The sequence below is a fragment of the Saccharothrix coeruleofusca genome (assembly GCF_017876325.1).
GTDB lineage: Bacteria > Actinomycetota > Actinomycetes > Mycobacteriales > Pseudonocardiaceae > Actinosynnema > Actinosynnema coeruleofuscum.
Genome location: NZ_JAGINV010000001.1, coordinates 7649331 through 7673261 on the forward strand (window position 1 = coordinate 7649331; position 23931 = coordinate 7673261).

A 23931-nucleotide genomic window follows, 5' to 3' on the forward strand; every position below is an offset into this window, starting at 1 on the left:
TCGCCGAAGGCGTCGCGGAGCGGCAACGGAGAATGCTCGACGTGGTTGCGGCGGGCGGTGCGCGGACGGCGGGTGAGCCCGCGGCTCTGGCCAGCCCTTTCGAGGTCGCCGAGGCGCTGGGGCTGCCCAGGCCCACGCCCGAGCAGGCCGCCGTGGTGGCCGCGCCCGCCGCGCCCGCGCTGGTCGTCGCGGGGGCGGGGGCGGGCAAGACCGAGACGATGGCCGCGCGGGTGGTCTACCTGGTCGCCAACGGGTTCGTCACGCCCGACCGGGTGCTGGGCCTGACCTTCACCCGCAAGGCCGCCCGGCAGCTCGCCGAGCGGGTGCGGGCGCGGTTGCGCAGGCTGGCCGGGTCGGCGCTGCTGGACCGGCTGGACCCCAGCGGTGAGCGCCGCGCCGCGGTGCTGACCACCGAACCGGTGATCCTGACCTACCACGCCTACGCCGGGCGGCTGGTCGGCGAGCACGGGTTGCGGCTGCCGGTGGAGCCGGGGGTGCGGCTGCTGACCGAGACCGCGGCCTGGCAGCTGGCCCACCGGGTGGTGTCGACGTGGGTGGAGGACATCGAGACCGACAAGGTCCCGGCCACGGTCACCGGTTACCTGCTGGCCATCGCGGGCGAGCTGGGGGAGCACCTGGTCGAGCCCGCCGCGCTGCGCGCGCACGCCGAGTGGCTGACCAGGACCATCGAGTCCGCGCCCCGCACCGCGCGGCAGCGCGACGCCCTGCCGGAGAAGCTGCGCGAGATCGTCGCCGCGCAGCGGCTGCGGGTGAACCTGCTGCCGCTGCTGGAGGCGTACCAGACGCGCAAGCGGCGCGAGGCGGCGATGGACTTCGCCGACCAGATGAGCCTGGCCGCGCGGCTGGCCGCGGAGTACCCGGAGGTCGCGCAGGGCGAGCGGGAGCGCTACGGCGCGGTGCTGCTCGACGAGTACCAGGACACCGGGCACGCGCAGCGCGTGCTGCTGCGGTCGCTGTTCGGGCGGGGCGAGCCGATGCCGGTGACCTCGGTGGGCGACCCGGCCCAGGCGATCTACGGCTGGCGCGGCGCGAGCGCGGCCAACCTGCCCCGGTTCGTGCAGGACTTCCCGCCCGCCCGCAAGTACGGGCTGCTGACCAGCTTCCGCAACCCGCCGGAGGTGCTGGCGCTGGCCAACGCGGTGTCCGCGCCGCTGCGCGCGGCCGGGCTGGACGTGGAGGAGCTGCGCGCGCGGGACGGCGCGGGGCCGGGTGACGTGCGCATCGCGCTGTTCTCCGACGTGCGCCAGGAGCTGGAGTGGCTGGCGGACATGGTGGCCGGGCAGTGGGAGGCGCACCTGGAGACCAGCGACGAGCCGCCCACGGCGGCGGTGCTGGTGCGGCGGCGCTCGGACATGACGGCCATCGCGGCGGTGCTGCGCGACCGCGGCCTGCCGGTCGAGGTGGTGGGCCTGGGCGGGCTGCTCAACGAGCCGGAGGTGCGGGACCTGGTCAGCGCACTGCGCGTGCTGGTCGACCCGCTGGCGGGCACCGCCGCCGCGCGGCTGCTGACCGGTTCGCGCTGGCGGGTCGCCGCCTACGACCTGGCCGCGCTGTGGCAGCGGGCCCGCGAGCTGGCGGGCGCGCCGAGCAGGCAGGCGGTGGCCGACGACCCGCTGGCGGTGCTGGCCGACGCGCTGCCCGGTGAGCACGCCGACCAGGCGGGCCTGGCCGACGCGCTGGACGACCCCGGCGACCCGACCGCCTACTCCGCCGAGGGCTACCGCCGCATCCGGCGGCTGGGGGCCGAGCTGGCGGCGCTGCGGCGCAGGCTGGAGCAGCCGCTGCCGGAGCTGGTGGCGGACGTGGAGCGCACGCTGCTGCTGGACATCGAGGCGCTGGCGCGGCCGGGCGGGGTGGGCCGCGCGCACCTGGACGCGTTCGCCGACGTGGTGTCGGACTTCGCCGCGGCCAGCCCGTCGGCGACGCTGCCCGCGCTGCTGGACTACCTGCACACCGCCGAGCAGGCCGAGGACGGGCTGGAGCCGGGCGAGGTCGAGGTGGCCGAGAACCGGGTCCAGGTGCTGACCATGCACTCGGCCAAGGGGCTGGAGTGGCACATCGTGGCGCTGCCGCACGTGGTCAGGGACGTGTTCCCCGGCCGGAAGAAGTCCTCCTCCTGGCTCAAGTCGGTCACCGAGCTGCCCGCCGACCTGCGCGGCGACGCGGCGGACCTGCCCAAGCTGCGCATCCCCGGCGGCAGCGACCGCAAGGAGGTCGAGCGGGCGCTGGACCTGCACGCCGAGGAGTTCGAGGAGCGGCGGCTGGTGGAGGAGCGGCGGCTGCTGTACGTGGCGCTGACCCGGTCCGAGCACAGCCTGCTGGTGTCCGGCCACTGGTGGGCCGAGACCGGTGACCGGCCCAAGGGGCCGTCGGCGTTCCTGACCGAGCTGCGGGAGACCGTGCTGGCCGCCGAGCACCCGCCCGCCGACATCGCCCACTGGGCCCCGCCGCCCGCCGAGGACGAGCCGAACCCGCTGGCCTCGCGGGTGAAGACGGCCGAGTGGCCTGCCGACCCGCTGGGCAAGCGGCGGGACGCGGTGACCGAGGGGGCGGAGCTGGTGCTGGCGGCGTTGGAGCGCCACCTCGCCGCCGGGGAAGCCGCAGCGCAGAAAGCCGCAGCAGAGGTCACGCAGGAGGTCGCGCGGGCTGAGCCGCTCGCCGTGCAGGACTACGCGGAGCTGCCGCCGGAACCGCCGGACGAGTACGACGTGCCGCCCCCCGAGGAGCCCGACGAGCCGGACGACTGGCTGCCCCCCGAGCCGGAGGAGCCCGGCCCGGCCGAGCCCGCCGAGGAGGACGAGGACCCCGAGGGCTGGGCGCGGGACGTGGAGGTCCTGCTGGCCGAGCGGGCCGCCGCCGCGGACCGCCGGGAGCGGGTCGTGCTGCCCGAGCACCTGTCGGTGAGCCAGCTGGTGGAGCTGGCCGCCGACCCGGAGCGGTTGGCGCGCGGGCTGCGCAGGCCGCTGCCGTTCCCGCCGAACCCGCTGGCGCGTCGCGGCACGGCGTTCCACACCTGGCTGGAGCAGCGGTTCGGGATGGCCCGGCTGCTGGATCTGGACGAGCTGCCCGGCGCGGCCGACGAGGACGCCGCGCCGGACTCCGAGCTGGGCCGGTTGCAGGAGGCGTTCCTGGCCAGCGAGTGGGGCGACCGCGCGCCGCACGACGTCGAGGTGTCGTTCGAGGCCGAGGTGGACGGGGTCGCGGTGCGCGGGCGGATGGACGCGGTGTTCGCCGACCCGGACGGCGGGTGGACGGTGGTGGACTGGAAGACCGGCCGGGTGCCGGACGAGGAGCGGCTGCCCGCGCTGTCGGTGCAGCTGGCCGCCTACCGGCTGGCGTGGGCCGCGTTGTCCGGCTCGCCGGTGGAGAAGGTGCGGGCCGCGTTCCACTACGTGCGGCACGGGTTCACGCTGCGCCCGGCGGACCTGCTCGACGCCGACGGCCTGCGCGCCCTGATCCGCTCGGTGCCGACCTGATCCCCGCCGCCACACCGGCGGCTGCCACACCGGCGGCTACCGCACCGGCTGCCAGGTCCGCATGGCCAGGTCGGCGACCTGCCGGAGCTCGTCGCGGCCCGCGCCGCCCGCTGCTTGCACGGCGATGCCGTTCGCCACGGTCATGACGTACCGGGCGAGCAGCTCCGGATCGGTGTCCGGAGGCAGGTCGCCTTCGTCGACGGCTCGCCGGAACCGGTCGCGCAGGTAGGCGCGGCACTCCTCGCGCCAGGCGATCAGCACGTCGCGGGCGGGCCGCCCGGCTTCACCGGCGGCCAGCGAGCCCTGGACGCTCAGGCACCCGGCGGGGCAGCCGGGGCGGGTGCTGGTCTCGACCGCGCCGGTGAGGAACGCCTCGACCACCTCCAGGGCGGTCGGCCGCGCCAGCGCCTCGGCCACGTAGGAGGCGGGGCCTTCGGCGTAGCGCCGCAGGGCCTTCCGGAACAGCTCCTCCTTGTTGCCGAAAGCCGCGTACATGCTCGTCTTGGTGATGCCCATGGCGCTGGTCAGGTCGGTCAGGCTGGCGCCTTCGTAGCCCTGCTCCCAGAAGACCACCATGGCCCGCCCCAGGGCTTCGTCGGCGTCGAAGCTCCTCGGCCTGCCGAGCGCGCTCTTCCGCGTGACGTCCACGGCACCCATCCTACCCCTTCGGTACCGGCCGGTCCGGAACTGGTACGGTCAACTTCAGTACCGGTCGGTACCGAACAATGCGGAGGTCGGAATGGGAAAGCTGGCAGGCAAGACGGCCGTCGTCACCGGCGGCGGCACGCGGGGGATCGGCCGGGCCACCGCCGCGCGACTGGTCGCCGAGGGCGCGCACGTGTTCATCACCGGCAGGCGCGAGGCCGAGCTGGAGGAGGCCGCCGAGCTCATCGGCCCGGCGGTCACCGCCGTGCCCGGTGACATCACCGACCCGGCCGACCTCGACCGGCTCTACGACGCGGTCCGCGACCGGGGGCGGGGCCTGGACGTGCTGTTCGCCAACGCGGCCACCGCGTCGTTCGCGACGCTGGAGCAGCTCACCGGGGAGGACTTCGACCGGGTCTTCGGCGTCAACGTCCGGGGCACGGTGTTCACCGTGCAGAAGGCGCTGCCGCTGCTCAACGAGGGCGCGTCGGTGATCGTGAACGCCTCCACCACCGTCGACAAGGGCGCGGCGGCGTTCGGCGCGTACGCGGCGTCCAAGGCCGCCCTGCGGTCCTTCGTGCGGACCTGGGCCAACGAGCTCAAGGGCCGGGGCGTCCGGGTCAACGCCGTCTCGCCGGGGCCGATCGACACCTCGGGGGTCACCGAGCTGGTGGGCGAGGAGAACGCGGCGGCCTACAAGGCCAAGCAGGGCGCCGAGGTGCCGATCGGCCGGATGGGGCGTCCGGAGGAGGTGGCCGCCGCGGTGGCCTTCCTCGCCTCCGCCGACAGCAGCTTCGTGCTGGGCGCCAACCTCTACGTGGACGGGGGCGCGAACCAGCTCTGACCCGCTACCCGACGGTCAGGCGCGCGTGGACGGCTTCGCTGACGACCCGCACCGCGCGGTCGACGCGACGCGCCGTGGCCTCGGGGGAGTCCTGCTCGGACTCGTGGATGAACGCCGTGGCGCCGCGCCTGCTGCCGCAGTAGTCGATGATCCCGTGCTCGATCTGCGTCCGCAGCGCCTTCTCGTACCCGTGGCGCTCGTACGAGCCGTGGTCGTCGCCCGCGATGGGCAGCAGGTGCGTGGTGAGCGCTTGGAGCTTCGGCCGCAGGCCTGTGGCCGGGGAGTGCTCGAAGGCCCAGCCGTTGATGAAGACGCGGTCGATCCAGCCCTTCAGCAGCGCGGGCATCGACCACCAGTACACCGGGAAGACCAGCACGAGGTCGGTGGCGCGGTCCAGGCGGCGGTGCTCGGCGGCGATCTCGGGCGGGTAGGGGGCGCCCTCCTGGTAGGAGCGGCGGTCGGCCAGGGTGAAGCGGGGGTCGAACCCCTCTGCGGCCAGGTCGGCCACCTCGGTCGGCACGGGGTGCAGCGCCGCCTTGAGCCGGTCGACGACGTGGTGCGTGAGGGAGCGGGGCTCGGGGTGGGCGACGACCAGCAGGGCGTGCATGGACAGCTCCGTTCACCTGATGGGATAACCTACTAACCGTAGCTTACGCTTGATGGGAGACTCCGGGGATGAGCGGGCGAAGGCTTTCCAGCGCGGACCGGCGTGCCCAACTCGTCGGCGTGGCCCGCGACGTGATCGCCACCGAAGGCGCGGACGCGCTCACCCTCGGGCGACTGGCGGAGCGGGCGGGGATCTCCAAACCGGTGGTCTACGACCACTTCCCGTCGCGCGCGGCGCTGCTGCTCTCGCTGTACGAGGACTTCGACCGGAGGCAGATCGCCGACCTGCGCGCCGCGCTGGAGCGCACCCCGCCGGACGTGCGGCAGCGGGTCGAGGCGATCGCGGCGGCGCACGTGGCGTGCGCGGTCTCCCAGGGCGTCGAGCTCGGCGGGGTGCTGGCCGCGCTGGTCGGCACGCCGGAGCTGGAGCGGGCCAGGCGGGAGTCCGAGCGGCACTACCTGGACCTGTGCCGCCGGGCCATCCACGAGGCCGACGCCGACGCCGACCTGGACGAGGCGGCGGCGATCGCGTTCCTGGGCGCGGCGGACGCGCTGGGCCAAGCCGCCGCCCGTGGCGAGATCGGCCCCGAACTGGCCCGGTCGACCACCGCCGCGGTGCTGCGCGGCCTGGTCGGCCGCGCGCCCTAGGTGGTCACGCCCGCCTGGTGCGGGACTCCCTTGAGGACCCGCTCGTAGAGGACCTCCAGCAGCCAGCGGCCGAACAGCGACGGGCCGAACTCGGTCGACCGGTCCTCCGGCGGCACCAGCAGCTCGGCCGCGCCCGCGCCGTCCACCGACACCACGCCGATGCCGTAGTAGTCCAGCTCGATCAGCGGCCACGACGAGCCCTGCGGCGCGGGCAGCACCACCGAGCACGGGGCCAGCGTCATCAGCGTCCCGCACGACTGCAGCGCCCGGTCCACCGTCGACTCGCCGACCAGCACGCCGACCAGGTCGACCGCGGCCACCGGCAGCCGGTCGTGCGCGTTCGGCTCGAACCACGAGCGGAACCAGGACGGGTCCGCGTGCGGGGGCCAGCCGTTCGCGCTGCGCCACTCGTGCACGTCGGTGCGGACCCGCACGACCGCGGAGACCTGGTGGCCCAGCACGGCGACGTCGGGGACGACGATGCCCTGCCAGCCCAGTGCCGTCGCGGCGTGGTGGAGGAGCGGTTGCACTCGGGCATCCTAGAGCTGGTTGTGGGGTCAACAACAGTGTTGGGTTCGCGCAGGGTGTTCACCCCGGCGCGCAGCGTTATCGGTCAGGCGTCGCGGCGGACCCTCAACGCCCACAGGACCAGCGGAACCTGCAGCGGCAGCCTGCCGTACGCGATCGCCCGCGCCTTGGCCGACTTGTGGCGGAAGTCGCGCGCCATCTTCACGTTCGCCGGGAAGACGGCCACGAAGAACCAGGCCGCCAGCAGCCCGCCCAGCCCGCGCGTGCGCGGCGCGGCCACCGCGGCGGCCAGCGCCAGCTCCGCCGCCCCCGACGCGTAGGTCCAGGCGCGGGGCCCGCCCGGCAGCGACCGCGGCACGATCGAGTCGTACGGCCTCGGCCTGGCGAAGTGCGTCACGCCCGCCACGCCGAGCAACCCGGCCAGCGCGAGGGCCGCCGGGGCGCGGGACCGAGTGGGTTGCATGCGACCCACCCTGTCATGCCCCCGCCGCCCGCACGCCCCCAGGGCTATCCTCGCGCACCGTGAGCGGTGATCCCGAACATCCCGACCGTCCCGAGCGGACGGCGGTCGCCGCGCTGGCCGACGACTTCGTGGCGGGCCTGCGCGACTGGCTGACCATCCCGTCCATCGGCGCCGACCCGGCCCACCACGGCGACGTGGCCAGGTCCGCGCGCTGGCTGGCGGACACCCTGCGCGCCGACGGCTGGCCCGACGTGCGCGTCTGGGACTCCGGCCCCGCGCTGCCCGCGGTCTACGCCTGCTGGCCCGCCGCCGACCCGGACGCGCCGACCGTGCTGGTCTACGGCCACCACGACGTGCAGCCGGTCGACCCGGTGGAGCTGTGGCGGCACCCGCCGTTCGAGCCCGCCCTGGTCGGCGAGGAGCTGTTCGGCCGAGGCGCCAGCGACGACAAGGGCCAGGTCGCCATGCACCTGCTGGGCGTCAAGGCGCACCTGGCGGCGACCGGCGCGAGCGCGCCCGCGGTGACCATCAAGCTGTTCGTCGAGGGCGAGGAGGAGTCCGGCTCCCCGCACATCACCAAGCTGCTCGACGAGCACCGCGACGAGCTGGCGTGCGACCTGGTGGTGTTCAGCGACACGCCGCTGTACTCGCGCGACGCGCCGACCGTGTGCACCGGGCAGCGCGGCGTCTACGGCGCCGAGGTGGTGTTCACCGGCGGCGGCTCCGACGTGCACTCCGGCCGCGCGGGCGGCAGCGTGCCCAACCCGGCCACCGCGCTGGCCCGGCTGGTGGCCGCGCTGCACGACGACGAGGGCCGCGTCCGGTTGCGCGACTTCTACGCCGACGTGGTCGAGCCGACCGAGCGGGAGCGCGCCGACTACGCCTCGCTGCCCTTCGACGAGGCGGTGTGGCTGGCCAACTCCGGCGGCGCGCAGGTGCTCGCGGGCGAGGCGGGCTGGTCCACCCTGGAACGGGTGTGGGTGCGGCCGACCGCCGAGGTCAACGGCATCTTCGGCGGCTACACCGGGCCGGGCCTGAAGACCATCGTGCCCGCGAGCGCGTCGGTGAAGCTGTCCTTCCGCCTGGTGCCCGACCAGGACCCCGAGCGGATCGCCGACGCGCTGCGCGAGTTCGTCGCCGCGCACACCCCCGACGGCGTGCGGTCCGAGGTGATCGCCGCGGGCGACGGCGCCCCGCCCTACGCGGTGGACGTGTCCCACCCGGCGGTCGGCGCGGTCCGCGACGCCCTGGAAGCCGCGTTCGACCAGCCGGTCCGCTACAGCCGCACCGGCGGCTCCGGCCCGGCGGCGCTGCTGCACGGCTGGCTCGGCGTCCCGGTGGTCTACCTCGGCGCGACGCTGCCGGACGACCGCATCCACGCGCCCAACGAGCGCGTCGTGGTGCCCCTGCTGCTGCGCGGGGCCGAGGCCGCGGCGCGGCTGTGGCGGCTGCTGCCCGAGAGGCTGCGATGATCCGGAAGAACCACCCCGGCGAGACGCTCACCGAGCGGCCGGGGCACTCGCTGGTCGGCGTCATCAGGATGCCCGACACGGTGCAGAGCCCCGTCCGGGCCATCCTCAAGCGGGTCATCGGGGCGACCACGGCGCTGGTCGCCGCCGTGCTCATCGTCTACCTCGACCGCGACGGCTACCGCGACGTCAACAACGACGGCCTGTCGCTGCTGGACGCGGTCTACTACGCCACCGTGTCCCTGTCGACCACGGGCTACGGCGACATCACCCCCGCCAGCTCCTCGGCCAGGCTGGTGAACGTGCTGGTGATCACCCCGCTGCGGGTGCTGTTCCTGATCGTCCTGGTCGGCACGACCCTCGAAGTGCTCACCGAGCGCTCCCGGCAGGCGCTGCGCATCCAGAAGTGGAGGACCAAGGTGCGGGACCACGTGGTCGTCATCGGGTACGGCACCAAGGGCCGCTCCGCGGTCAGCGCGCTGCTCGGCGACGGCGTCGACCCCGGCTCGGTGGTCGTGGTGGACACCTCCCAGGAGTCCCTGGACGCCGCGTCCGCGATCGGGCTGGTCACCGTGCACGGCACCGGCACCAGCAACGACGTGCTGCGGGTGGCGGGCGTGCCGCGCGCCCGCGCGGTGGTCGTGGCGGCCAACCGCGACGACACGGCCGTGCTGGTCACGCTGACCGCGCGCGAGCTGGCGCCCAAGGCGCAGATCGTGGCGTCGGTGCGGGAGCGCGAGAACGAGCACCTGCTGCGCCAGTCCGGCGCGGACTCGGTGGTGGTCTCCAGCGAGACGGCGGGCCGCCTGCTGGGCATGGCCACCGCCACGCCGACCGTGGTGAACATGGTGGAGGACCTGCTCACCCCCGACTCGGGCCTGGCCATCGCCGAGCGCGACGTGGAGCGCTCCGAGGTGGGCGGCTCGCCCCGGCACCTGCCCGACATCGTGCTGGGCGTGGTGCGCGACGGCGTGCTGTACCGGGTGGACGCCCCCGAGGCCGACGCGGTGGAGGCGGGCGACCGCCTGCTCTACGTCAAGAAGGTGACCCCGCCCAAGGACTCCAGGGAGTCCAAGGACTGACCCGCGAACCGAGCGTTCAGGCCCTGGCGCGGACGTGCTGCCGCTCGCCCTGCGGGCCGAACAGGCTCAGGATCTCCAGCGGTCCCGGTCCGGGGTTGCCGAACCAGTGCGGCGTGCGGGTGTCGAACTCGGCCGCCTCGCCGGGGCCCAGCATCACGTCGTGCTGTCCGAGCAGCAGTCGCAGCCGCCCGGACAGCACGTAGAACCACTCGTGCCCCTCGTGCACCTTCTGCTCGGGTTCCCGGCTGGGCGTGCCCGGCGGGTAGATCATCTTGTACGCCTGCACCCCGCCGGGCCGCCGGGTCAGCGGCAGGTAGGTGACGCCGTTGCGGACCATGGGGCGGGCGTGGACGCGCGGGTCGCCCGTCTCCGGAGCCCCCACCAGCTCGTCCAGCGTCACCTGGTGCACCCGCGCGAGCGGCAGCAGCAGCTCCAGGGTCGGCCGCCGCTCGCCGGACTCCAGGCGGGACAGGGTGCTCACCGAGACGCCGGTGGCGGCGGACAGCTCGGCCAGGGTCAGCTCCCGCTTGCGGCGCAGCGCCCGCAGCCGGGGGCCCACCGCGTCCAGGACGGGGTTCGCTTCCTCGGTCACCCCTCCATGTTGCCACCTCGGCAACATTTCTTGTCAACCCCGCGAACGCCGGCGCAGCATCGGGCCATCACCGACGACCAGGGAGGACCGATGCACGAAATCTTCTCGGCGCAGGCCGAAGCGGAGAACTGCGAGCGCGTCATGGGCAACCGCAGGCACGGCCTGAGCGAGTCGGAGCAGTACTGGGAAGCGCACTACAACACCCGGCGGCGGCTGTGGAGCGGCCGGGCCAACCCGGTGCTGACCGACGTGGCCGACGGGCTGCCCACCGGTGCGGCGCTGGACCTGGGCTGCGGCGAGGGCGGCGACGCGGTGTGGCTGGCCCGCCGGGGCTGGCGGGTCACCGCGGTCGACGTCTCCGCCACCGCGCTGGCACGGGCCGAGGCCCACGCCGCCGAAGCGGGCGTGGAGATCCGCTTCGAGCGCCACGACCTGGCGCACACCTTTCCCCAGGGCGCCTTCGACCTGGTGTCCGCGCAGTACCTGCAGTCGCCGGTGGACTTCCCCCGAGCCGAGGCGCTGCGCCGGGCGGCGGACGCGGTGCGGCCGGGGGGCCTGCTGCTGGTCGTCGACCACGGAGCGCCGCCACCGTGGTCGCCGAACCTGGACGTGCGCTTCCCCACGCCGGAGGAGACGCTGGCAGGCATCGGCCTGGACGACGCCCGGTGGCGCACCGAGCGCATGGGCTCGCCGCGCAGGCAGGGCACCGGCCCCGACGGGCAGACCGGCGTGCTGGTCGACAACGTCCTCGCGCTGCGCCGCCTGCCCGCGTGACCCCGACTCAGGCGGGCGGGAGCACCACCCGGAACGCCGCGCCCCGCCCGTCGTCCGGCGGCACGCAGGACAGCTCGCCGCCGTGCGCCCGCACCACCCCGCGCGCGATCGACAGCCCCAGCCCCGCGCCGCCGCGCCGCCGGTCGCGGGCCTCGTCCAGCCGCACCAGCCGGTCGAAGACCCGCTCCCGCTCGGCCTCGGGCACCCCCGGCCCGTCGTCGGTCACCACCAGCACGGCCGAGGTCGCCGAGGTCGACGTGGTCAGCCGGACCCGCCCGGACGGGCCCACCGCCTGCCGCGCGTTGTCGCACAGGTTGGCCAGCACCTGCGCCAGCCGCTCCGGGTCGCCCGACACCACCGCGGGCGTCCCGGAGACCGCGACGTCCAGCCAGGGGGCCAGCACGCGGGTCCGGGCCGCCTCCGCCTCGGCCAGCTCCAGCAGGTCGACCGGCTCCCGCCGCAGCCGCAGCCCGGCGTCTATCCTGGCCAGGTCGAGCAGGTCGTCCACCAGCCGCCCGGCCCGCCGCGCCTCCCGCACCAGCAGCAGGTTCAGCCGCTCCCGCTCCTCGGCCCCGGAGCTGTGCACCAGCGCCTCGGCCACCGCCCGCACACCGGCCACGGGCGTGCGCAGCTCGTGCGCGGCGTCGGCGACGAACCGCCTGGTGCGCGCCTCCGAGCCCTCCAGCGAGTCCAGCATGTCGTCGAACGCCGCCGCGGTGCGCCCCAGCTCGGTGTCGGTGCGCGCCGGGGCCAGCCGCGCGCCGCGCCCGCCCGCGGCGATCGACCGGGCCAGGCCGGTCATCTCGTCCAGCGGGGCCAGCGCCCGCCGCACCACGCCGACCAGCGCCAAAGCCGTCACCACCAGGGCCGCCAGCGCGGTCAGCAGCAGCAGCCGCCGCAGCCGGGACTGGGCCTCGGTGAGCACGGAGGTGTCGCCGTAGAAGGTGATCACCGCGCCGTCCGGCAGCTCCTGGGCGACCTCCCGCCGCGTCCCCTCCGGCGCGCGCCCGTAGCTCTGCCCGTCCGCCGTCACCAGGCGCACCCGCACACCGCGGTTCTCCAGCCGGTTGACCAGCTCCTGGCCGCGCACCCGCTGCTTGGCCAGCTGCTGCGCCACCCTGGCCTTCTCCGCCATCACCTGGTCCAGGTCGTGCTGCGACTGGGCGGCGAACAGCGCGTCCACCCCGATCACCAGCCCGACCAGCACCGCCGCCACCACGCCCAGCGCGGCCAGGGTGACCCGGCGGCGCAGCGAGACCGTGCGCAGCCTCACGCGTCCTCCGCCCGCAGCACGTAGCCCAGCCCGCGCACGGTGTGCAGCAGCCGGGGCCCGTGCTCCTCCAGCTTCCGGCGCAGCGCGCTGACGTGCACCTCCACCAGGTTCGGGTCGTAGTCCTCGTAGCCCCACACCGCGGTGAGGATGCGCGCCTTGCCGACCACCCGGCCGCGCTGCGAGGCCAGGTAGCGCAGCAGCCGCAGCTCGGTCGCGGTCAGCTCGACCGGCACGCCGCCGCGCAGCACCACCGCCGAGTCCGCGTCCACCACCAGGTCGCCGACCCGCACCGTGGACGGCGTCCGCCCCAGCCTGCGCAGCACCGCGCTCACCCGCGCCACCAGCTCGGCCAGCGCGAACGGCTTGCCCAGGTAGTCGTCCGCGCCCCGGTCCAGCCCGCGCAGCCGGTCGGCCACGCCGTCGCGCGCGGTCAGCATCACCACGCCCGCGTCGCAGGCCCGCCGGACCACCTCCAGCAGCGCGAACCCGTCCCGGCCGGGCAGCATCACGTCCAGCACCACCAGGTCCGGGCGGAACCGGACCAGCTCGGCCTCCAGGTCGCGGCCGTCCGGGCGGAGCAGGACCCGGTAGCCCGCCTCCCGCAGCGCGGAGCCCACCGCGGCGGCGATCGCCTCCGCGTCCTCGATCACCAGCACCCTGGCAGCAGTCGGCACCCGCCCATTCTGGGGCCGCTCCGGCGGCCCGTCCCGGTCCTCCGCGCGGTCCTTCGGGGTTCGCTCAGGCCGGCACGACAACCCCGGCCGCCGTCTGCCACCATCCACGCTGTGGCGGTTGGCGCAGCTCCCGTGCGGTGGGCCCTGATCGCGCTGGTCGTGGCGCTGGCGGCGGTCGGGGCGGCGGTCGCGCTGTGGTGGCCGCCCGCGCCCGCCCCGGCGCAGCGGGCGACCGCGACCGTGGTCGAGCCCGCCTCGTGCGGCGGCGGCGACGCCTACGACCGGGTGGAGCTCAAGGTCGGCGAGCAGACCAGGCGGGCCCGGCTGGACGGCTGCGGGCACTCGGTGAACGAGGTGGTGGAGGTCGTCGTGCCCGCCGACACCAGCGGCGAGTTCCTGGTGCAGGCGGCGGGCACCATGTCCGACGACCTGCCGTTCGGGACCAGGCTCACGGCGATGCTCATGTGCCTGAGCGGCCTGGCGGGCGGCCTCTACACCTACCTGCTCCTGCGGCGTCAGCGCACGGCTTCCACGGTGGCCGCGTAGGTGTTGCAGGAGGCCGTGGTGCCGTCCGAGAAGCCGCTGCCCGCCCACTTCTCCTGGTTGCGGGGCGACCCGTGGGCGTTCTTCTCCGGCGCCTCCTCCACCGCGTAGCGGAAGTCCGCCGCGGCGTTCTCGGCCAGGGCCCTGGTGATCGAGCCCCGCCCGGCCGCGGCGGCCAGGAACAGCCCGGCGAAGCAGTTGGCCTGCAGCTCGACCCGCCGCGACATCTCCAGCCCGGCGGGGGTCTGCTCGCCCGCGTCGAGGATGCGGGTGTCGGCCGCGCGCAGCATCCCGGACACCGACTGCACGTGGTGGCCGTACTCGTGCGCCAGGGTCGCCAGGTGGGACTCCGGCCGGTGGCCGCCGCCGTTGTCGCGCAGCCGCGAGGTCGGCATGTAGATGGTGCGGTTGCGACCGCAGTAGTAGGCCACCGCCTCGCTCTGCGCGGGCGCGACCCCGCACGGGCCGGGGCCCAGCTCCGGGGAGGTGTCCAGGGTGGGCGGCTCGAACGGCAGGTTCCCGACCGCCAGCACCGGTTCCCACGCCTGGTCCAGGCACGCGGTCCCGGCCCGGTAGTAGGCCGCCAGCTGCGCGTCCGAGGTGCCGAACTCGGGCAGCGCGCAGGTCACCGGCGCCAGCCGCGCGCCCGAGGTGAGCAGCGGGTGGTCGGCCAGCCGGTGCACCGCGCGGGGGCGCTGGGCCTCGGCCGCCCTGATCTCGCCCGTCTGGACCGGCGCGCTCGCGGCGGGCACCGCCCGGCCCGCCACCCGGCGGCCCGCGTCGACCTGGTCGACCAGGCCCAGGCTCAGCACGGACAGCGCGACCGCGGTGAACACGGCGACGAGCACGACCGGGTTGTTCTTGGGCGCCTCGGGCGTGTGCACGTTCCTCCCGGTGGGCTGGGTCGTGTCCTGGTGTGGCCGCGACCGGGTGTCGGTGACTCCGTGCGCGCGGGCCTGCCGGGGGTTCCCGCTTCTCAGTCCTGTTGAAACACCGCTCAGCTGACGTCGGCCGCGCTGGCCAGCCAAGTGTTGCACGCGCTGGTCTCGTTGGTCTTGAAACCGTGGTTGACCCAGGCGGCGTTGCGCTCGGGCGCGCCGTGGTCGCGGGTGGGGTACTGCGGGTAGTCGCCGCGGTTGCCCGCGTCCATCAGCGCCACCGAGATCACGTCCGAGGGCACCGCGCCGTGCGACAGCGGCGCCAGCGTCATGCCGCCGAAGCAGGTCGCCTGCAACTCCTTGCGGCGGTTGATGTCCAGGCCCTCGGGGGTGTCCCAGCCGCCCTTGTCGTACTGGGCCTGGCCGGTGGCCCGCAGGATGCCCGACAGCCACTGGACGTGGTGGCCGTACTCGTGGGCCAGCTGCCCGAGGTACTTGCCGGGGTGGTTGGGGTTGGCCGCGCCCTGCTCGCGGGCGTAGTGCTCGGGCGTCCAGTAGATGGTGCCGTCGCAGTACATCGCGGTGCGGTCCGGGCCCATCGAGCCGCACGGGTTGGTGATCTGCGAGGTCACCATGACCAGCTCGACCGGCTGGTAGGGCAGGTTGGCCCGCTCCAGCGAGGGCTGCCACATCCGCTCGATGCACGGCAGCGCCGCGCGCAGGAACCGGTCCTGGCCCGAGGGGGTGTAGTCCATGCCGGGCAGCGGGCAGCCCTGGATGTCGAACGCGCCCAGGCCCGCGGCGTGGATGGGGTTGTCGCCCAGGGCGATCACCGACCGGGGGCTGGGCCGCGCGGAGGTGCTGGTGCTGGTGGGCGGGGAGCTGCTGGGGCGCTCGGCGCTGCGGCTGGTCGTGGTGGTCGTCGTCCGGCTGGTGGTGGTCGGCGGGGGGCTGTAGCTGTAGGACGAGTAGCCGGAGTACGCGGAGTCGTTGATCCGCTTGGTCGCGGTGGCCGCGGTGATCACGCCGATCGCGGCGATGCCCAGCACCACCACGCCGATGATCACGCCCGCCACCAGCGGCCCGTTGTTCCGCCTGCGCGGCAGCGGGGGGTAGGGCTGGAACCCCGGCGGCCCCCAGCCGGGCGCGGCGGGCGGCGGCCCCCAGTGCGCGGGTGGCGGCTGGGGCGCGACGGGGGGCGGTGGGGGCCACTGCTGCTGCGGGGGCTGCTGCTGCGGCCAGGGCTGCTGCGCGGTCTGCTGCGGGGCCTGCGGCGGCCAGGGTTGCTGACCGGGTTGCTGGTGGGGCTGCTGGTGGGGCTGGAACTGGGCGGGGGACGCCTGCTGGGGGTGCAGCGGCGCGGACACCGGAGGTGGCCCGACCGGTCGTGGCGGCGGCCAGCCACCCGGCGTCGGTGGTTGCGTCATCGCTGGTGGTCCCCCAGGTCGCGGATGCCCGAATCAGCACTGAAGCATAGGCCGACTCCGCTATCCTCCGCGGCCGTGTCGAGAATTAGGGGAGCGGCGGTCGCCTGCGCCGTGGCGCTGTGCGCGGCCCCCCTCACCGCTTCCCCCGCCGCCTCGGCCCAGCCCAGCAGCCCGTCGGGCCTGCCGGGCGAGGTGGCCGCCGACGTCCGGCTCAAGCTGGAGCGCGACGGCGTGCTCAGCGTCACCGAGACGATCACCGTCCCCGAGGGCCGCACCGCCCGCCGCTCGGTGCCGCTGCGCATCGCCGTGGGCGACGACCGCGACCGCGTCTTTGAGGTCCGCTCACCGGCGGTGAGCGGCCGGGGCAGCGCCACCGCCTCGCCCGACGAGCTGGTGGTCGCGCTGGAGGCGGGCACCGCCACGGTCACCTACCAGGTGGTCGGCGCGGTGGCCAAGATCGGCGACGCGCTGGAGCTGCGCTGGCAGCCCGCAGGCGGCTGGGACACCGCGATCGACTCGGTCGAGGTCTCGGTGATCACCCCCGACGCCGCCAAGTCGGTGAACTGCCTGGCGGGCCCGCCCGGCACGAACAAGCCGTGCACCACCGCCGACCTCGGCGACGGCCGCGGCGTGCGGGCCACCGAGATCGGCCTGGCCGCGGGCGAGCGGGTGGACGTGGCGGTGGGCCTGCAGGACGGCGCCGCCCCGCCCAACGCGCGCGTCGAGGAGGTCTCCTGGCTGGCCGCGGCGTTCGCGCTGACCCCGGCGACCGGCGCGGGCCTGGCCGCGCTGGTGGTGCTGCTGCTCGGCGGCGCGGTGCTGCTGTGGTCGCTGCGCGGGCGTGACGCGCGTGCCGTGGCGGGCGACGTGGTGCCGGTGAACGTGCTGGTCACCGACCCGTCCGGCCGGGTGGCGTTCGCCTCCCCGGACGGCGTGCTGCCCGGCCAGGTGGGCACCGTGGTGGACGAGCACGTGGACGTGGTGGACGTGACCGCCACGATCGTCGACCTCGCGGTGCGCAACTACCTGTGGGTCGAGGAGGTGGGCGAGCTGGACTGGCGCTTCGTCCGCCGCAACCCCGCCGACGACTCGCTGTCGGCCTACGAGCGCGCGGTCTACGACGCGCTGCTGCCCCCCGGCGCGGACGCCGTGCTGCTGTCGGAGCTGCGCGGCCGCCGGGTCGACCTGTCGCGGGTGCGCGACGCGCTGTACGCCGACGTGGTCGCCAAGAACTGGTTCGCCCGCAGGCCCGACGCCGAGCGCAGCCTGTGGTGGTGGGTCGGGGTGGCGCTGGCCTGCCTTGGCGCGGCGCTGACCGCGCTGCTGGTGGCGGTCCGCGGCCCGGCGCTGTTCGGGCTGGTGGTCGCGGTGGCCGGTGCGGCGCTGGCGCTGGGCGCGCGGTGGATGCCCGCCCGCACCAAGCGGGGCAGCGCGCTGCTGGAGCACGTGCGCGGCCTGCGCGGCTACCTGCACGCCGCCACGCCCGAGGACATCCCGGAGGGCGACCGCGAGATGGTCTTCTCCCGGTCGCTGCCCTACGCGGTGGTGCTCGGCCAGACCGACCGCTGGCTGGCCGCCTTCGCCTCGGCGCGGCCGGGTCTGTACTGGTACGGCGAGGCCGAGCGGACCGGTGACCTGGGCCGGTTCGCGCGGCGGTTCCCGACCTTCCTCGGCGCGGTGGGCGGGATGCTGGCCCAGGCGGGCCACCTGAGGTCGCTGCGCGACTGAGATCGGCCACGGGTCCGCCGGGCGGGTCCACCGCCAGCACGGACCGGCGCGGAACCCGTAGGCTGCCCGCATGGCGCTACCCGAGCTGCACAGGTTCACGCTTCCCAACGGTCTGCGGGTGGTGCTCGCCCCTGACCCCAGCGCCCCGGTGATCGGGGTGAGCGTGCACTACGACGTCGGATTCCGCTCCGAGCCGGAGGGGCGGACCGGGTTCGCGCACCTGTTCGAGCACCTGATGTTCCAGGGCAGCGAGAGCCTGGAGAAGCTGGCGCACTTCCGCCACGTCCAGTCCTCCGGCGGCACGTTCAACGGGTCCACCCACCCGGACTACACCGACTACTACCAGGTGCTGCCCTCCGCGGCGCTGGAGCGGGCGCTGTTCCTGGAAGCGGACCGGATGCGGGCTCCCAAGCTGACCGAGGAGAACCTGCGCAACCAGATCGACGTGGTGAAGGAGGAGATCCGCCTCAACGTGCTGAACCGGCCCTACGGCGGCTTCCCCTGGATCCTGCTGCCCCAGGTGCTGTTCCAGACCTTCCCCAACGCGCACAACGGCTACGGCGACTTCACCGACCTGGAGAACGCCACGGTCGACGACTGCGCGGCGTTCTTCGACACCTACTACGCACCCGGCAACGCGGTGCTGACCGTGGCGGGCGACATCGACCCCGCCGAGGCCCGCGAGCTGGTGGAGAAGCACTTCGGCGACGTGCCCGCGCGGCCGGTGCCGCCGCGGCCCTCGTTCGCCGAGCCCGCCCCCAAGGGGGAGCTGCGCTCCGAGCACGAGGACAAGCACGCGCCGATGCCCGCCATCGCGCTGGGCTACCGCGTCCCGGACCCGGTGGGCGAGGTCGAGGCGTACCTGTCGTACCTGGTGCTGGCGGGCGTGCTGACCGACGGCGACGGCTCCCGGCTGCAGCAGCGGCTGGTGCACCGCGACGCCGTCGTGGTCGACGTGGGCGCGGGCTGCGGCCTGTTCGGGCCGCTGGAGGCGCGCGACCCGGACACCTTCAACATCACCGCCATCCACCCGCCCGAGGTGCCCTCCGAGCAGGTCATCACCGCCATCGACGAGGAGCTGCAGCGGCTGGCCGAGCAGGGGCCGACCGAGCAGGAGCTGGCCAAGGTCACCGCGCGCTGGGTGTCCACCATGCACCGCGAGCACGACCGGCTGACCAGCCGCACCCTGGGCCTGGGCTCGGCCGAGCTGCTGTTCGGCCGCGCCGAGCTGCTCTACGAGCTGCCCGACAAGCTGGCCGCGATCACCGTCGACGAGGTGGCCGCCGCCGCCAAGGCGCTGCGCCCGGACTCGCGCGCCGTCCTGACCGTCAAGCCCGCGGGCGAGCCCGCCGCCAAGCCCGCTGGAGGTTCCGAGTGAGCGCCCCGACGTCCCACCGCAGCGCCGAGCAGATCGGCCGCACGGAGCTCGGGCCGCGCCCGCTGCCGGAGCTGGGCGAGCACCGCGTCGCGCCGGAGCTGTCCTCGGTGGACACCGTGCTGCCCAACGGCCTGCGGGTGGTCGCGGTGCGGCGCGCCTCGGTGCCGCTGGTCGAGGTGCGGCTGCGCGTCCCGTTCGCCGACCCGGCCGACAGCTCCACCGGCTCCCGGCACTCCGCGCGGGCCGAGGTGCTGGCCAACACCATCCTCACCGGCACCGCCAAGCGCTCCCGCGTGGACGTGGACACCGAGCTGGCGCTGGTCGGCGGCGAGCTGGACGCGGTGGTCGACCCCGAGCGGCTGGCGCTGTCGGGCAACGCGCTGGCCTCCGGCCTTGGCACCGTGCTCGACGTGCTGCGCGACGCGCTGACCGGCGCGACCTACCCGGCCGACGAGGTCGAGCGGGAGCGCGCCCGGCTGGTCGAGCGCATCCGGCTGGCCCGCTCGCAGCCCAACGTGATCGCCAGGGAGGCGCTGCAGCGCCACCTCTACGGCGACCACCCCTTCGCCAAGGAGATGCCCGAGGCCGACGAGGTCGCCGAGGTCACCCGCGAGGACGTGCTGGCGCTGCACGCCGATGCCGTGCTGCCGCGCGGCTCGGTGCTCGTGGTGGTCGGCGACGTGGAGCCGGACGCGGCCGTGCGCGCGGTGGAGGACGCGCTCGGCGGGTGGACCGGTGAGCGGGCCGCCGTCGAGCTGCGCCCGCTGCCCCCGGTCAGGGGCGGCGACGTGCTGCTGGTGCACCGCCCCGGCGCGGTGCAGTCGCAGATCCGGCTGGCGGGCCAGGGGCTGACCCGCACCGACCCGCGCTACCCGGCGCTGCAGATCGCCAACCTGGTCTTCGGCGGGTTCTTCTCCTCCCGGCTGGTGGAGAACATCCGCGAGGACAAGGGCTACACCTACAGCGCCCGCTCGCACCCGGAGTTCACGCCGGGCAGCGCCACGCTGCTGGTGGACGCGGACACCGCCAGCGAGGTGACCGCCGCCGCCCTGCTGGAGACCCGCTACGAGCTGGGCAGGCTGGGCCTGGTGCCGCCGACCGAGGCCGAGGTGGACACCGCCCGCCGGTACGCGATCGGCTCGCTGCTGACCGCCACCTCCTCGCAGGGCGGGCTGGCCTCGTTCCTGGTCAACCTGCTCGGGCTGGGCCTGGACATCGACTGGTTCCTCGGCCACCCCGAGCGGCTGGCCGCGGTGACCGCCGAGCAGGTCGCCGAGGCGGCGCTGGAGTTCTTCGCGCCCAGCGCGTTCACCGGCGTGCTGGTCGGCGACGCCGAGGTGCTGGCCCCGCAGCTGCGCGCGCTGGGAGACGTGACGCTGCCGTGAGCTTCGAGCTGGTGGGGCTGCCCGCGCTGTCCCGGTTCACCGTCGACCGCAGGGAGCCGCTGCGCGGTGACGCCGAGCGCATCGCGCAGCTGTGGCCCAAGGCGCGCGTCGTGGAAGTCGACCCGTGGGGTCGGGCGCTGGTGGCGGAGCGGGGCACCCGGCTGGTGGACCGGCCCGCCACCGAGTTCGGCGACGGGCCGCCGCCGGACGCGGTGCTGCTCGGCGAGCAGGACGGCGTGGCCTTCTGGGCCGTGCCGTCGGCGGGCGACGAGACCGACGTGGCCGCACCCCCCGGTCGGACGGCTTCGTGGACGCCGCCGGAGCTGACCGACCGGCCGCAGTGGCTGGACCTGCGCACCACCGGCGCGCTGCTGGACGACACCGGCGCCGGGCTGTTCACCACGGCGGTCGCGCTGTTCCAGTGGCACCGCACGGCCAAGTTCTGCGGGCTGTGCGGCGGGACGACGGAGCCGGTGAAGTCGGGCTGGGCGCGGGTGTGCTCCGACTGCGGGCGCGAGGAGTACCCGCGCACCGACGCGGCGGTGATCTGCCTGGTGCACGACGGCGCGGACCGGGTGCTGCTGGCGCGCGGCGAGGGCTGGCCCGAGGGGCGGTACTCGGTGCTGGCCGGGTTCGTCGAGGCGGGCGAGTCGCTGGAGTCGTGCGTGGCGCGGGAGGTCGAGGAGGAGGTGGGCGTGCGGGTCGGCGCCATCCACTACCTGGGCAGCCAGCCGTGGCCGTTCCCGCGCTCGCTGATGGTCGGGTTCGAGGCGGTCGCCGACCCGGCCGAGCCGCTGCGGCCAGCCGACGGCGAGATCGCCCAGGCCAAGTGGGTCGACCGGGCCGACGTCCGGCGGGCGCTGGCCGACCCCGGCGGCATCCCCGACCTGCTGCTGCCGCCCAACTCGTCCATCGCCTACCGGATGCTCACCTCCTGGGCCGCCGCCACCGCCTGACCCGCGCGAGTCGAGCGTCCCGGCACCCCGAACCGAGCCTTCGGGGTGCCGGGTGGTACTCGCCGACGTCCGGCGGTTCACCCGGTGGTGGCGTGCTCGCCGTGCCGTACCGTCTGGGCTGGCGATAGGGGGTACCGTGCAGCGGAAGTTGACCGTGCGCGACCTGCGCACCGTCAACCGGGCGCGGGTCCTGCGCACCCTGTACTTCGACCAGCCGCGCAGCAGGCAGGAGCTGGCCGGGCTGACCGGGCTGAGCCAGGCGTCGGTGAGCACCGTCGTGGGCGAGCTGATCATCGACGGCGTCGTGGTCGAGGCCGGTCAGGTCGAGTCCGACGGCGGCCGGCCGAGGGTGCTGCTGCGGGTGAACCCCCACCACGCCGCCGTGGTCGGCGTGGACGTGGGCGAGACCCGCGTGCTGGTCGAGGTGTTCGACCTGACCCTGGAGCGGCTGGCCGAGGCGACCTTCCCGATGTCGCCGGACCGCCAGCCCGCCGACGAGGTCGCCGCCCGCGTCCTGGAGGGCCTGCACCGGTGCCTGGCCGCGATCGGGCCGCGCGAGGTGCTCGGCGTCGGCGTCGGCGTGCCCGGCGTGGTCGAGGACGGCGTGGTGCACGCGCAGACCGTCGGCTGGCACGGCGTGCCGCTGGCGCGGATGCTGCGCGAGGGCACCGACCTGCCGCTGTACCTGGACAACGGGGCCAACACGCTGGGCCAGGCCGAGGTGTGGTTCGGCGCGGGCCGGGGCGCGTCCGACGCGGTGATCGCGCTCATCGGCTCCGGCGTCGGCGCGGGCGTGATCGTGGGCGGCGCGTTGTACCGGGGGGTGTCCGGCGGCGCGGGGGAGTGGGGGCACACGGCGGTGGCGCTGGACGGCCGGCCGTGCCGCTGCGGCGCGCTGGGCTGCCTGGAGGCCTACATCGGCGCGTACGGCGTGGTGGACCGGTATCGCGCGACCGCGCCGGGCGTCCCGGAGGACCAGGAGGAGGCGCTGCGAGCGCTGGTGTCCGCGCGCACGCCCGAAGCCGAGCGGGTGCTGGCGGAGACCGCGCGCTACGCCGGCCTGGGCATCGCCAACCTGATCAACCTGTTCAACCCCTCGCGGGTGGTCGTCGGCGGCTGGGCCGGTCTGCTGCTGGGCGGGCGGCTGCTGGCGGACGTGCGGGCGGAGGCCGCCCGGCACGCCCTGCGTCGCCCGTTCGAGCAGACCTCGATCGTGCTGTGCGAGCTGGGCCCCGAGTCGGTCGCCCTCGGCGCGGCCACCCTGCCCGTGGCCCAGTTCCTGGCCACCGGCGGCGTCCGCCGCCCCCCGCGAGTCGAACGCACGGGTAGCGCGAGTTCAACGCTCAGGTAGCGCGAACTCCGCGTTCGGAGATCCACGTACGCGCGCTTCGGCTGTCGCTGACGGGCTTCCGCGCTTTCTCCCGCTCCCGTGGCTTCGCGTCGAAGAAGTCGAGCGGCCGTCCTCGACCTCGATCAAGCTGCCGCGATCCTCGCCGACGACCTTCGCGGATACCAGGTTTCTTTGAAGTACCCGCTATATACCTGGTACACCAGGGATACCGCCGGTCGAAAGGAATCCCGTGACCGAACAGTCCCTGCCCAGCCTCCACGTCAAGCGCCAAGACGGGGTGCTGTGGGTCTCCATCGACGTTCCGCCCGTCAACCTGATGACGGCCCAGCTCATGCTCGACCTGGACGCCGTCGCCGCATCGGCGGAGGAAGATCCCGACCTGCACGTCATCGTGGTCCAGAGCGCCAATCCGGAGTTCTTCCTGGCCCACGGCGACCTGTCGTTCGTGGAGGACCCCGCGACGTACGCCGCCCTGCCGGTCGCGGAGGAGACGCTTGTCGGGACCGGCCCGATGATGCGGCTCCACGAACGCTGGCGGCGTCTGCCCCAGACCACCATCGCCAAGGTCGCGGGACTCGCCCGAGGCGGTGGGGCCGAGCTGGCCTCCAGCCTGGACCTGCGATTCGCGGCCCTCGAAACCGCGGCGTTCGGCCAGTTCGAGGCATTGCTCGGCATCGTCCCCGGAGCTGGTGCGACTGCCCACCTGCCCCGCCTCGTGGGGCGCGCTCGCGCCCTCGAAATCGTGCTGACAGGCGGTCTGGTCGACGCGGCGACCGCCGAGCGCTGGGGATGGGTGAACCGGGCCCTGCCCGCCGCGGAACTGGACGAGTACGTCGAGCGGGTCGCACTGACCATCGCGACTCTGCCCGATGGTGTCCGCGCCGCGGCCACCAAAGCGATCGACGCGGCCGACGGCACGCTGGAGGACGCACTGCGCGCGGAAGACCGCCTGCTCGGGGAAACGTTCACGTCCGCGTCCGGAGAGCTCGCCAGGGCAGCGCTCGCGGCCGGGGTTCACACGCGCGAGGTGGAGCTGGACCTCGAAGAGGTCCTGCGGGCGAACCTCGTCCGGCGTTGAGCCCTTCCGACCTCATCCGGCGTTGAGGTGGAGTGCCAGGGCGGCTCGGGCCAAGTCGGTGGAGCAGTGCGTCGCGCAGTTCCCGAAAGCCTTGGACCAGCTCGACGGGTAG

22 protein-coding genes are annotated in these 23931 nt (G+C 74.9%); 13 read left to right on the forward strand and 9 right to left on the reverse strand.

Translation table 11 applies throughout. The features are described from left to right. Positions 1–32: 32 nt before the first annotated feature. Complete coding sequence (locus tag JOF41_RS35695; protein ID WP_209623931.1) at positions 33–3497, forward strand: ATP-dependent DNA helicase; 3465 nt, start codon at positions 33–35, stop codon at positions 3495–3497. Between the two features lie 36 nt (positions 3498–3533). Here the strand turns inward: JOF41_RS35695 and JOF41_RS35700 are convergent, their stop codons facing one another. Continuing rightward, entirely contained in the window at positions 3534–4145 is a 612-nt protein-coding gene (locus tag JOF41_RS35700) for a TetR/AcrR family transcriptional regulator (protein ID WP_307867684.1), read from the reverse strand. A 91-nt stretch (positions 4146–4236) separates the two neighbouring features. Between JOF41_RS35700 and JOF41_RS35705 the strand changes: the two genes are divergently transcribed. Continuing rightward, entirely contained in the window at positions 4237–4986 is a 750-nt protein-coding gene (locus JOF41_RS35705) for an SDR family oxidoreductase (protein ID WP_209623933.1), read from the forward strand. Positions 4987–4990: 4 nt separating this feature from the next. Here JOF41_RS35705 and JOF41_RS35710 read toward each other — a convergent pair whose 3' ends face one another. After that, a complete protein-coding gene (locus JOF41_RS35710; protein WP_209623934.1) occupies positions 4991–5593 on the reverse strand; it encodes an NAD(P)H-dependent oxidoreductase in 603 nt (200 codons plus the stop codon). A gap of 68 nt (positions 5594–5661) precedes the next feature. Between JOF41_RS35710 and JOF41_RS35715 the strand changes: the two genes are divergently transcribed. Beyond that, entirely contained in the window at positions 5662–6240 is a 579-nt protein-coding gene (locus tag JOF41_RS35715; protein ID WP_189224532.1) for a TetR/AcrR family transcriptional regulator, read from the forward strand. On the opposite strand, the gene JOF41_RS35720 is transcribed toward JOF41_RS35715, so the two are convergent. Further along, entirely contained in the window at positions 6237–6770 is a 534-nt protein-coding gene (locus JOF41_RS35720; RefSeq protein ID WP_209623935.1) for a hypothetical protein, read from the reverse strand. The genes JOF41_RS35715 and JOF41_RS35720 overlap by 4 nt on opposite strands. A gap of 83 nt (positions 6771–6853) precedes the next feature. After that, complete coding sequence (locus JOF41_RS35725) at positions 6854–7231, reverse strand: DoxX family protein (protein WP_209623936.1); 378 nt, start codon at positions 7229–7231, stop codon at positions 6854–6856. A gap of 59 nt (positions 7232–7290) precedes the next feature. On the opposite strand from JOF41_RS35725, the gene JOF41_RS35730 reads away from it, so the two are divergent. Both JOF41_RS35730 and JOF41_RS35735 read left to right on the forward strand, forming a co-directional pair. Beyond that, positions 7291–8703 carry a M20/M25/M40 family metallo-hydrolase gene (locus tag JOF41_RS35730; RefSeq protein ID WP_209623937.1) on the forward strand — a complete coding sequence of 471 codons (1413 nt, stop codon included), beginning with the start codon at positions 7291–7293 and terminating at the stop codon, positions 8701–8703. Further along, positions 8700–9782, forward strand: a complete 1083-nt coding sequence (locus JOF41_RS35735; protein WP_189224535.1) for a potassium channel family protein — start codon at positions 8700–8702, stop codon at positions 9780–9782. Before JOF41_RS35730 ends, JOF41_RS35735 begins: the two co-directional genes overlap by 4 nt. A 16-nt stretch (positions 9783–9798) precedes the next feature. Here JOF41_RS35735 and JOF41_RS35740 read toward each other — a convergent pair whose 3' ends face one another. Then, positions 9799–10374, reverse strand: coding sequence for a helix-turn-helix domain-containing protein (locus tag JOF41_RS35740; RefSeq protein WP_229795874.1), 576 nt, complete (start codon positions 10372–10374; stop codon positions 9799–9801). A gap of 90 nt (positions 10375–10464) precedes the next feature. Between JOF41_RS35740 and JOF41_RS35745 the strand changes: the two genes are divergently transcribed. Beyond that, positions 10465–11148 (forward strand): class I SAM-dependent methyltransferase, encoded by a 684-nt coding sequence (locus JOF41_RS35745; protein ID WP_307867685.1) that lies wholly within the window; start codon positions 10465–10467, stop codon positions 11146–11148. A gap of 7 nt (positions 11149–11155) precedes the next feature. Here the strand turns inward: JOF41_RS35745 and JOF41_RS35750 are convergent, their stop codons facing one another. Further along, positions 11156–12421 (reverse strand): sensor histidine kinase, encoded by a 1266-nt coding sequence (locus tag JOF41_RS35750; protein ID WP_209623938.1) that lies wholly within the window; start codon positions 12419–12421, stop codon positions 11156–11158. Further along, on the reverse strand, positions 12418–13095 hold the full coding sequence (locus JOF41_RS35755) for a response regulator transcription factor (protein WP_189224538.1): 678 nt from the start codon (positions 13093–13095) through the stop codon (positions 12418–12420). Before JOF41_RS35755 ends, JOF41_RS35750 begins: the two co-directional genes overlap by 4 nt. A gap of 111 nt (positions 13096–13206) precedes the next feature. Here JOF41_RS35755 and JOF41_RS35760 point away from each other — a divergent pair, with 111 nt between their 5' ends. Next, a complete protein-coding gene (locus tag JOF41_RS35760; protein ID WP_189224539.1) occupies positions 13207–13641 on the forward strand; it encodes a hypothetical protein in 435 nt (144 codons plus the stop codon). Here JOF41_RS35760 and JOF41_RS35765 read toward each other — a convergent pair. Both JOF41_RS35765 and JOF41_RS35770 read right to left on the reverse strand, forming a co-directional pair. Next, positions 13611–14522 carry a neutral zinc metallopeptidase gene (locus JOF41_RS35765; protein WP_209623939.1) on the reverse strand — a complete coding sequence of 304 codons (912 nt, stop codon included), beginning with the start codon at positions 14520–14522 and terminating at the stop codon, positions 13611–13613. The two genes, JOF41_RS35760 and JOF41_RS35765, sit on opposite strands and share 31 nt — an antisense overlap. A gap of 113 nt (positions 14523–14635) precedes the next feature. After that, entirely contained in the window at positions 14636–15943 is a 1308-nt protein-coding gene (locus tag JOF41_RS35770) for a neutral zinc metallopeptidase (RefSeq protein ID WP_209623940.1), read from the reverse strand. A 75-nt stretch (positions 15944–16018) separates the two neighbouring features. On the opposite strand from JOF41_RS35770, the gene JOF41_RS35775 reads away from it, so the two are divergent. The 6 genes from JOF41_RS35775 (at position 16019) to JOF41_RS35800 (ending at position 23819) form a co-directional block, all read left to right on the forward strand. Next, positions 16019–17671: a DUF2207 domain-containing protein gene (locus JOF41_RS35775; protein ID WP_189224542.1), complete on the forward strand. Its 1653-nt coding sequence runs from the start codon at positions 16019–16021 to the stop codon at positions 17669–17671. Between the two features lie 70 nt (positions 17672–17741). Beyond that, positions 17742–19049 (forward strand): M16 family metallopeptidase, encoded by a 1308-nt coding sequence (locus tag JOF41_RS35780; RefSeq protein WP_209623941.1) that lies wholly within the window; start codon positions 17742–17744, stop codon positions 19047–19049. Continuing rightward, the gene (locus JOF41_RS35785) at positions 19046–20434 is read left to right on the forward strand and encodes a M16 family metallopeptidase (protein WP_209623942.1); all 1389 of its coding nucleotides are present in this window, start codon (positions 19046–19048) and stop codon (positions 20432–20434) included. The genes JOF41_RS35780 and JOF41_RS35785 overlap by 4 nt, the downstream gene beginning before the upstream one ends. Continuing rightward, positions 20431–21390, forward strand: coding sequence for an NAD(+) diphosphatase (nudC, locus tag JOF41_RS35790; RefSeq protein ID WP_189224545.1), 960 nt, complete (start codon positions 20431–20433; stop codon positions 21388–21390). The genes JOF41_RS35785 and nudC overlap by 4 nt, the downstream gene beginning before the upstream one ends. Before the next feature lie 136 nt (positions 21391–21526). After that, positions 21527–22741 (forward strand): ROK family transcriptional regulator, encoded by a 1215-nt coding sequence (locus JOF41_RS35795; protein WP_209623943.1) that lies wholly within the window; start codon positions 21527–21529, stop codon positions 22739–22741. A gap of 229 nt (positions 22742–22970) precedes the next feature. Beyond that, positions 22971–23819 carry an enoyl-CoA hydratase/isomerase family protein gene (locus tag JOF41_RS35800; RefSeq protein WP_209623944.1) on the forward strand — a complete coding sequence of 283 codons (849 nt, stop codon included), beginning with the start codon at positions 22971–22973 and terminating at the stop codon, positions 23817–23819. Positions 23820–23931 lie beyond the last annotated feature (112 nt).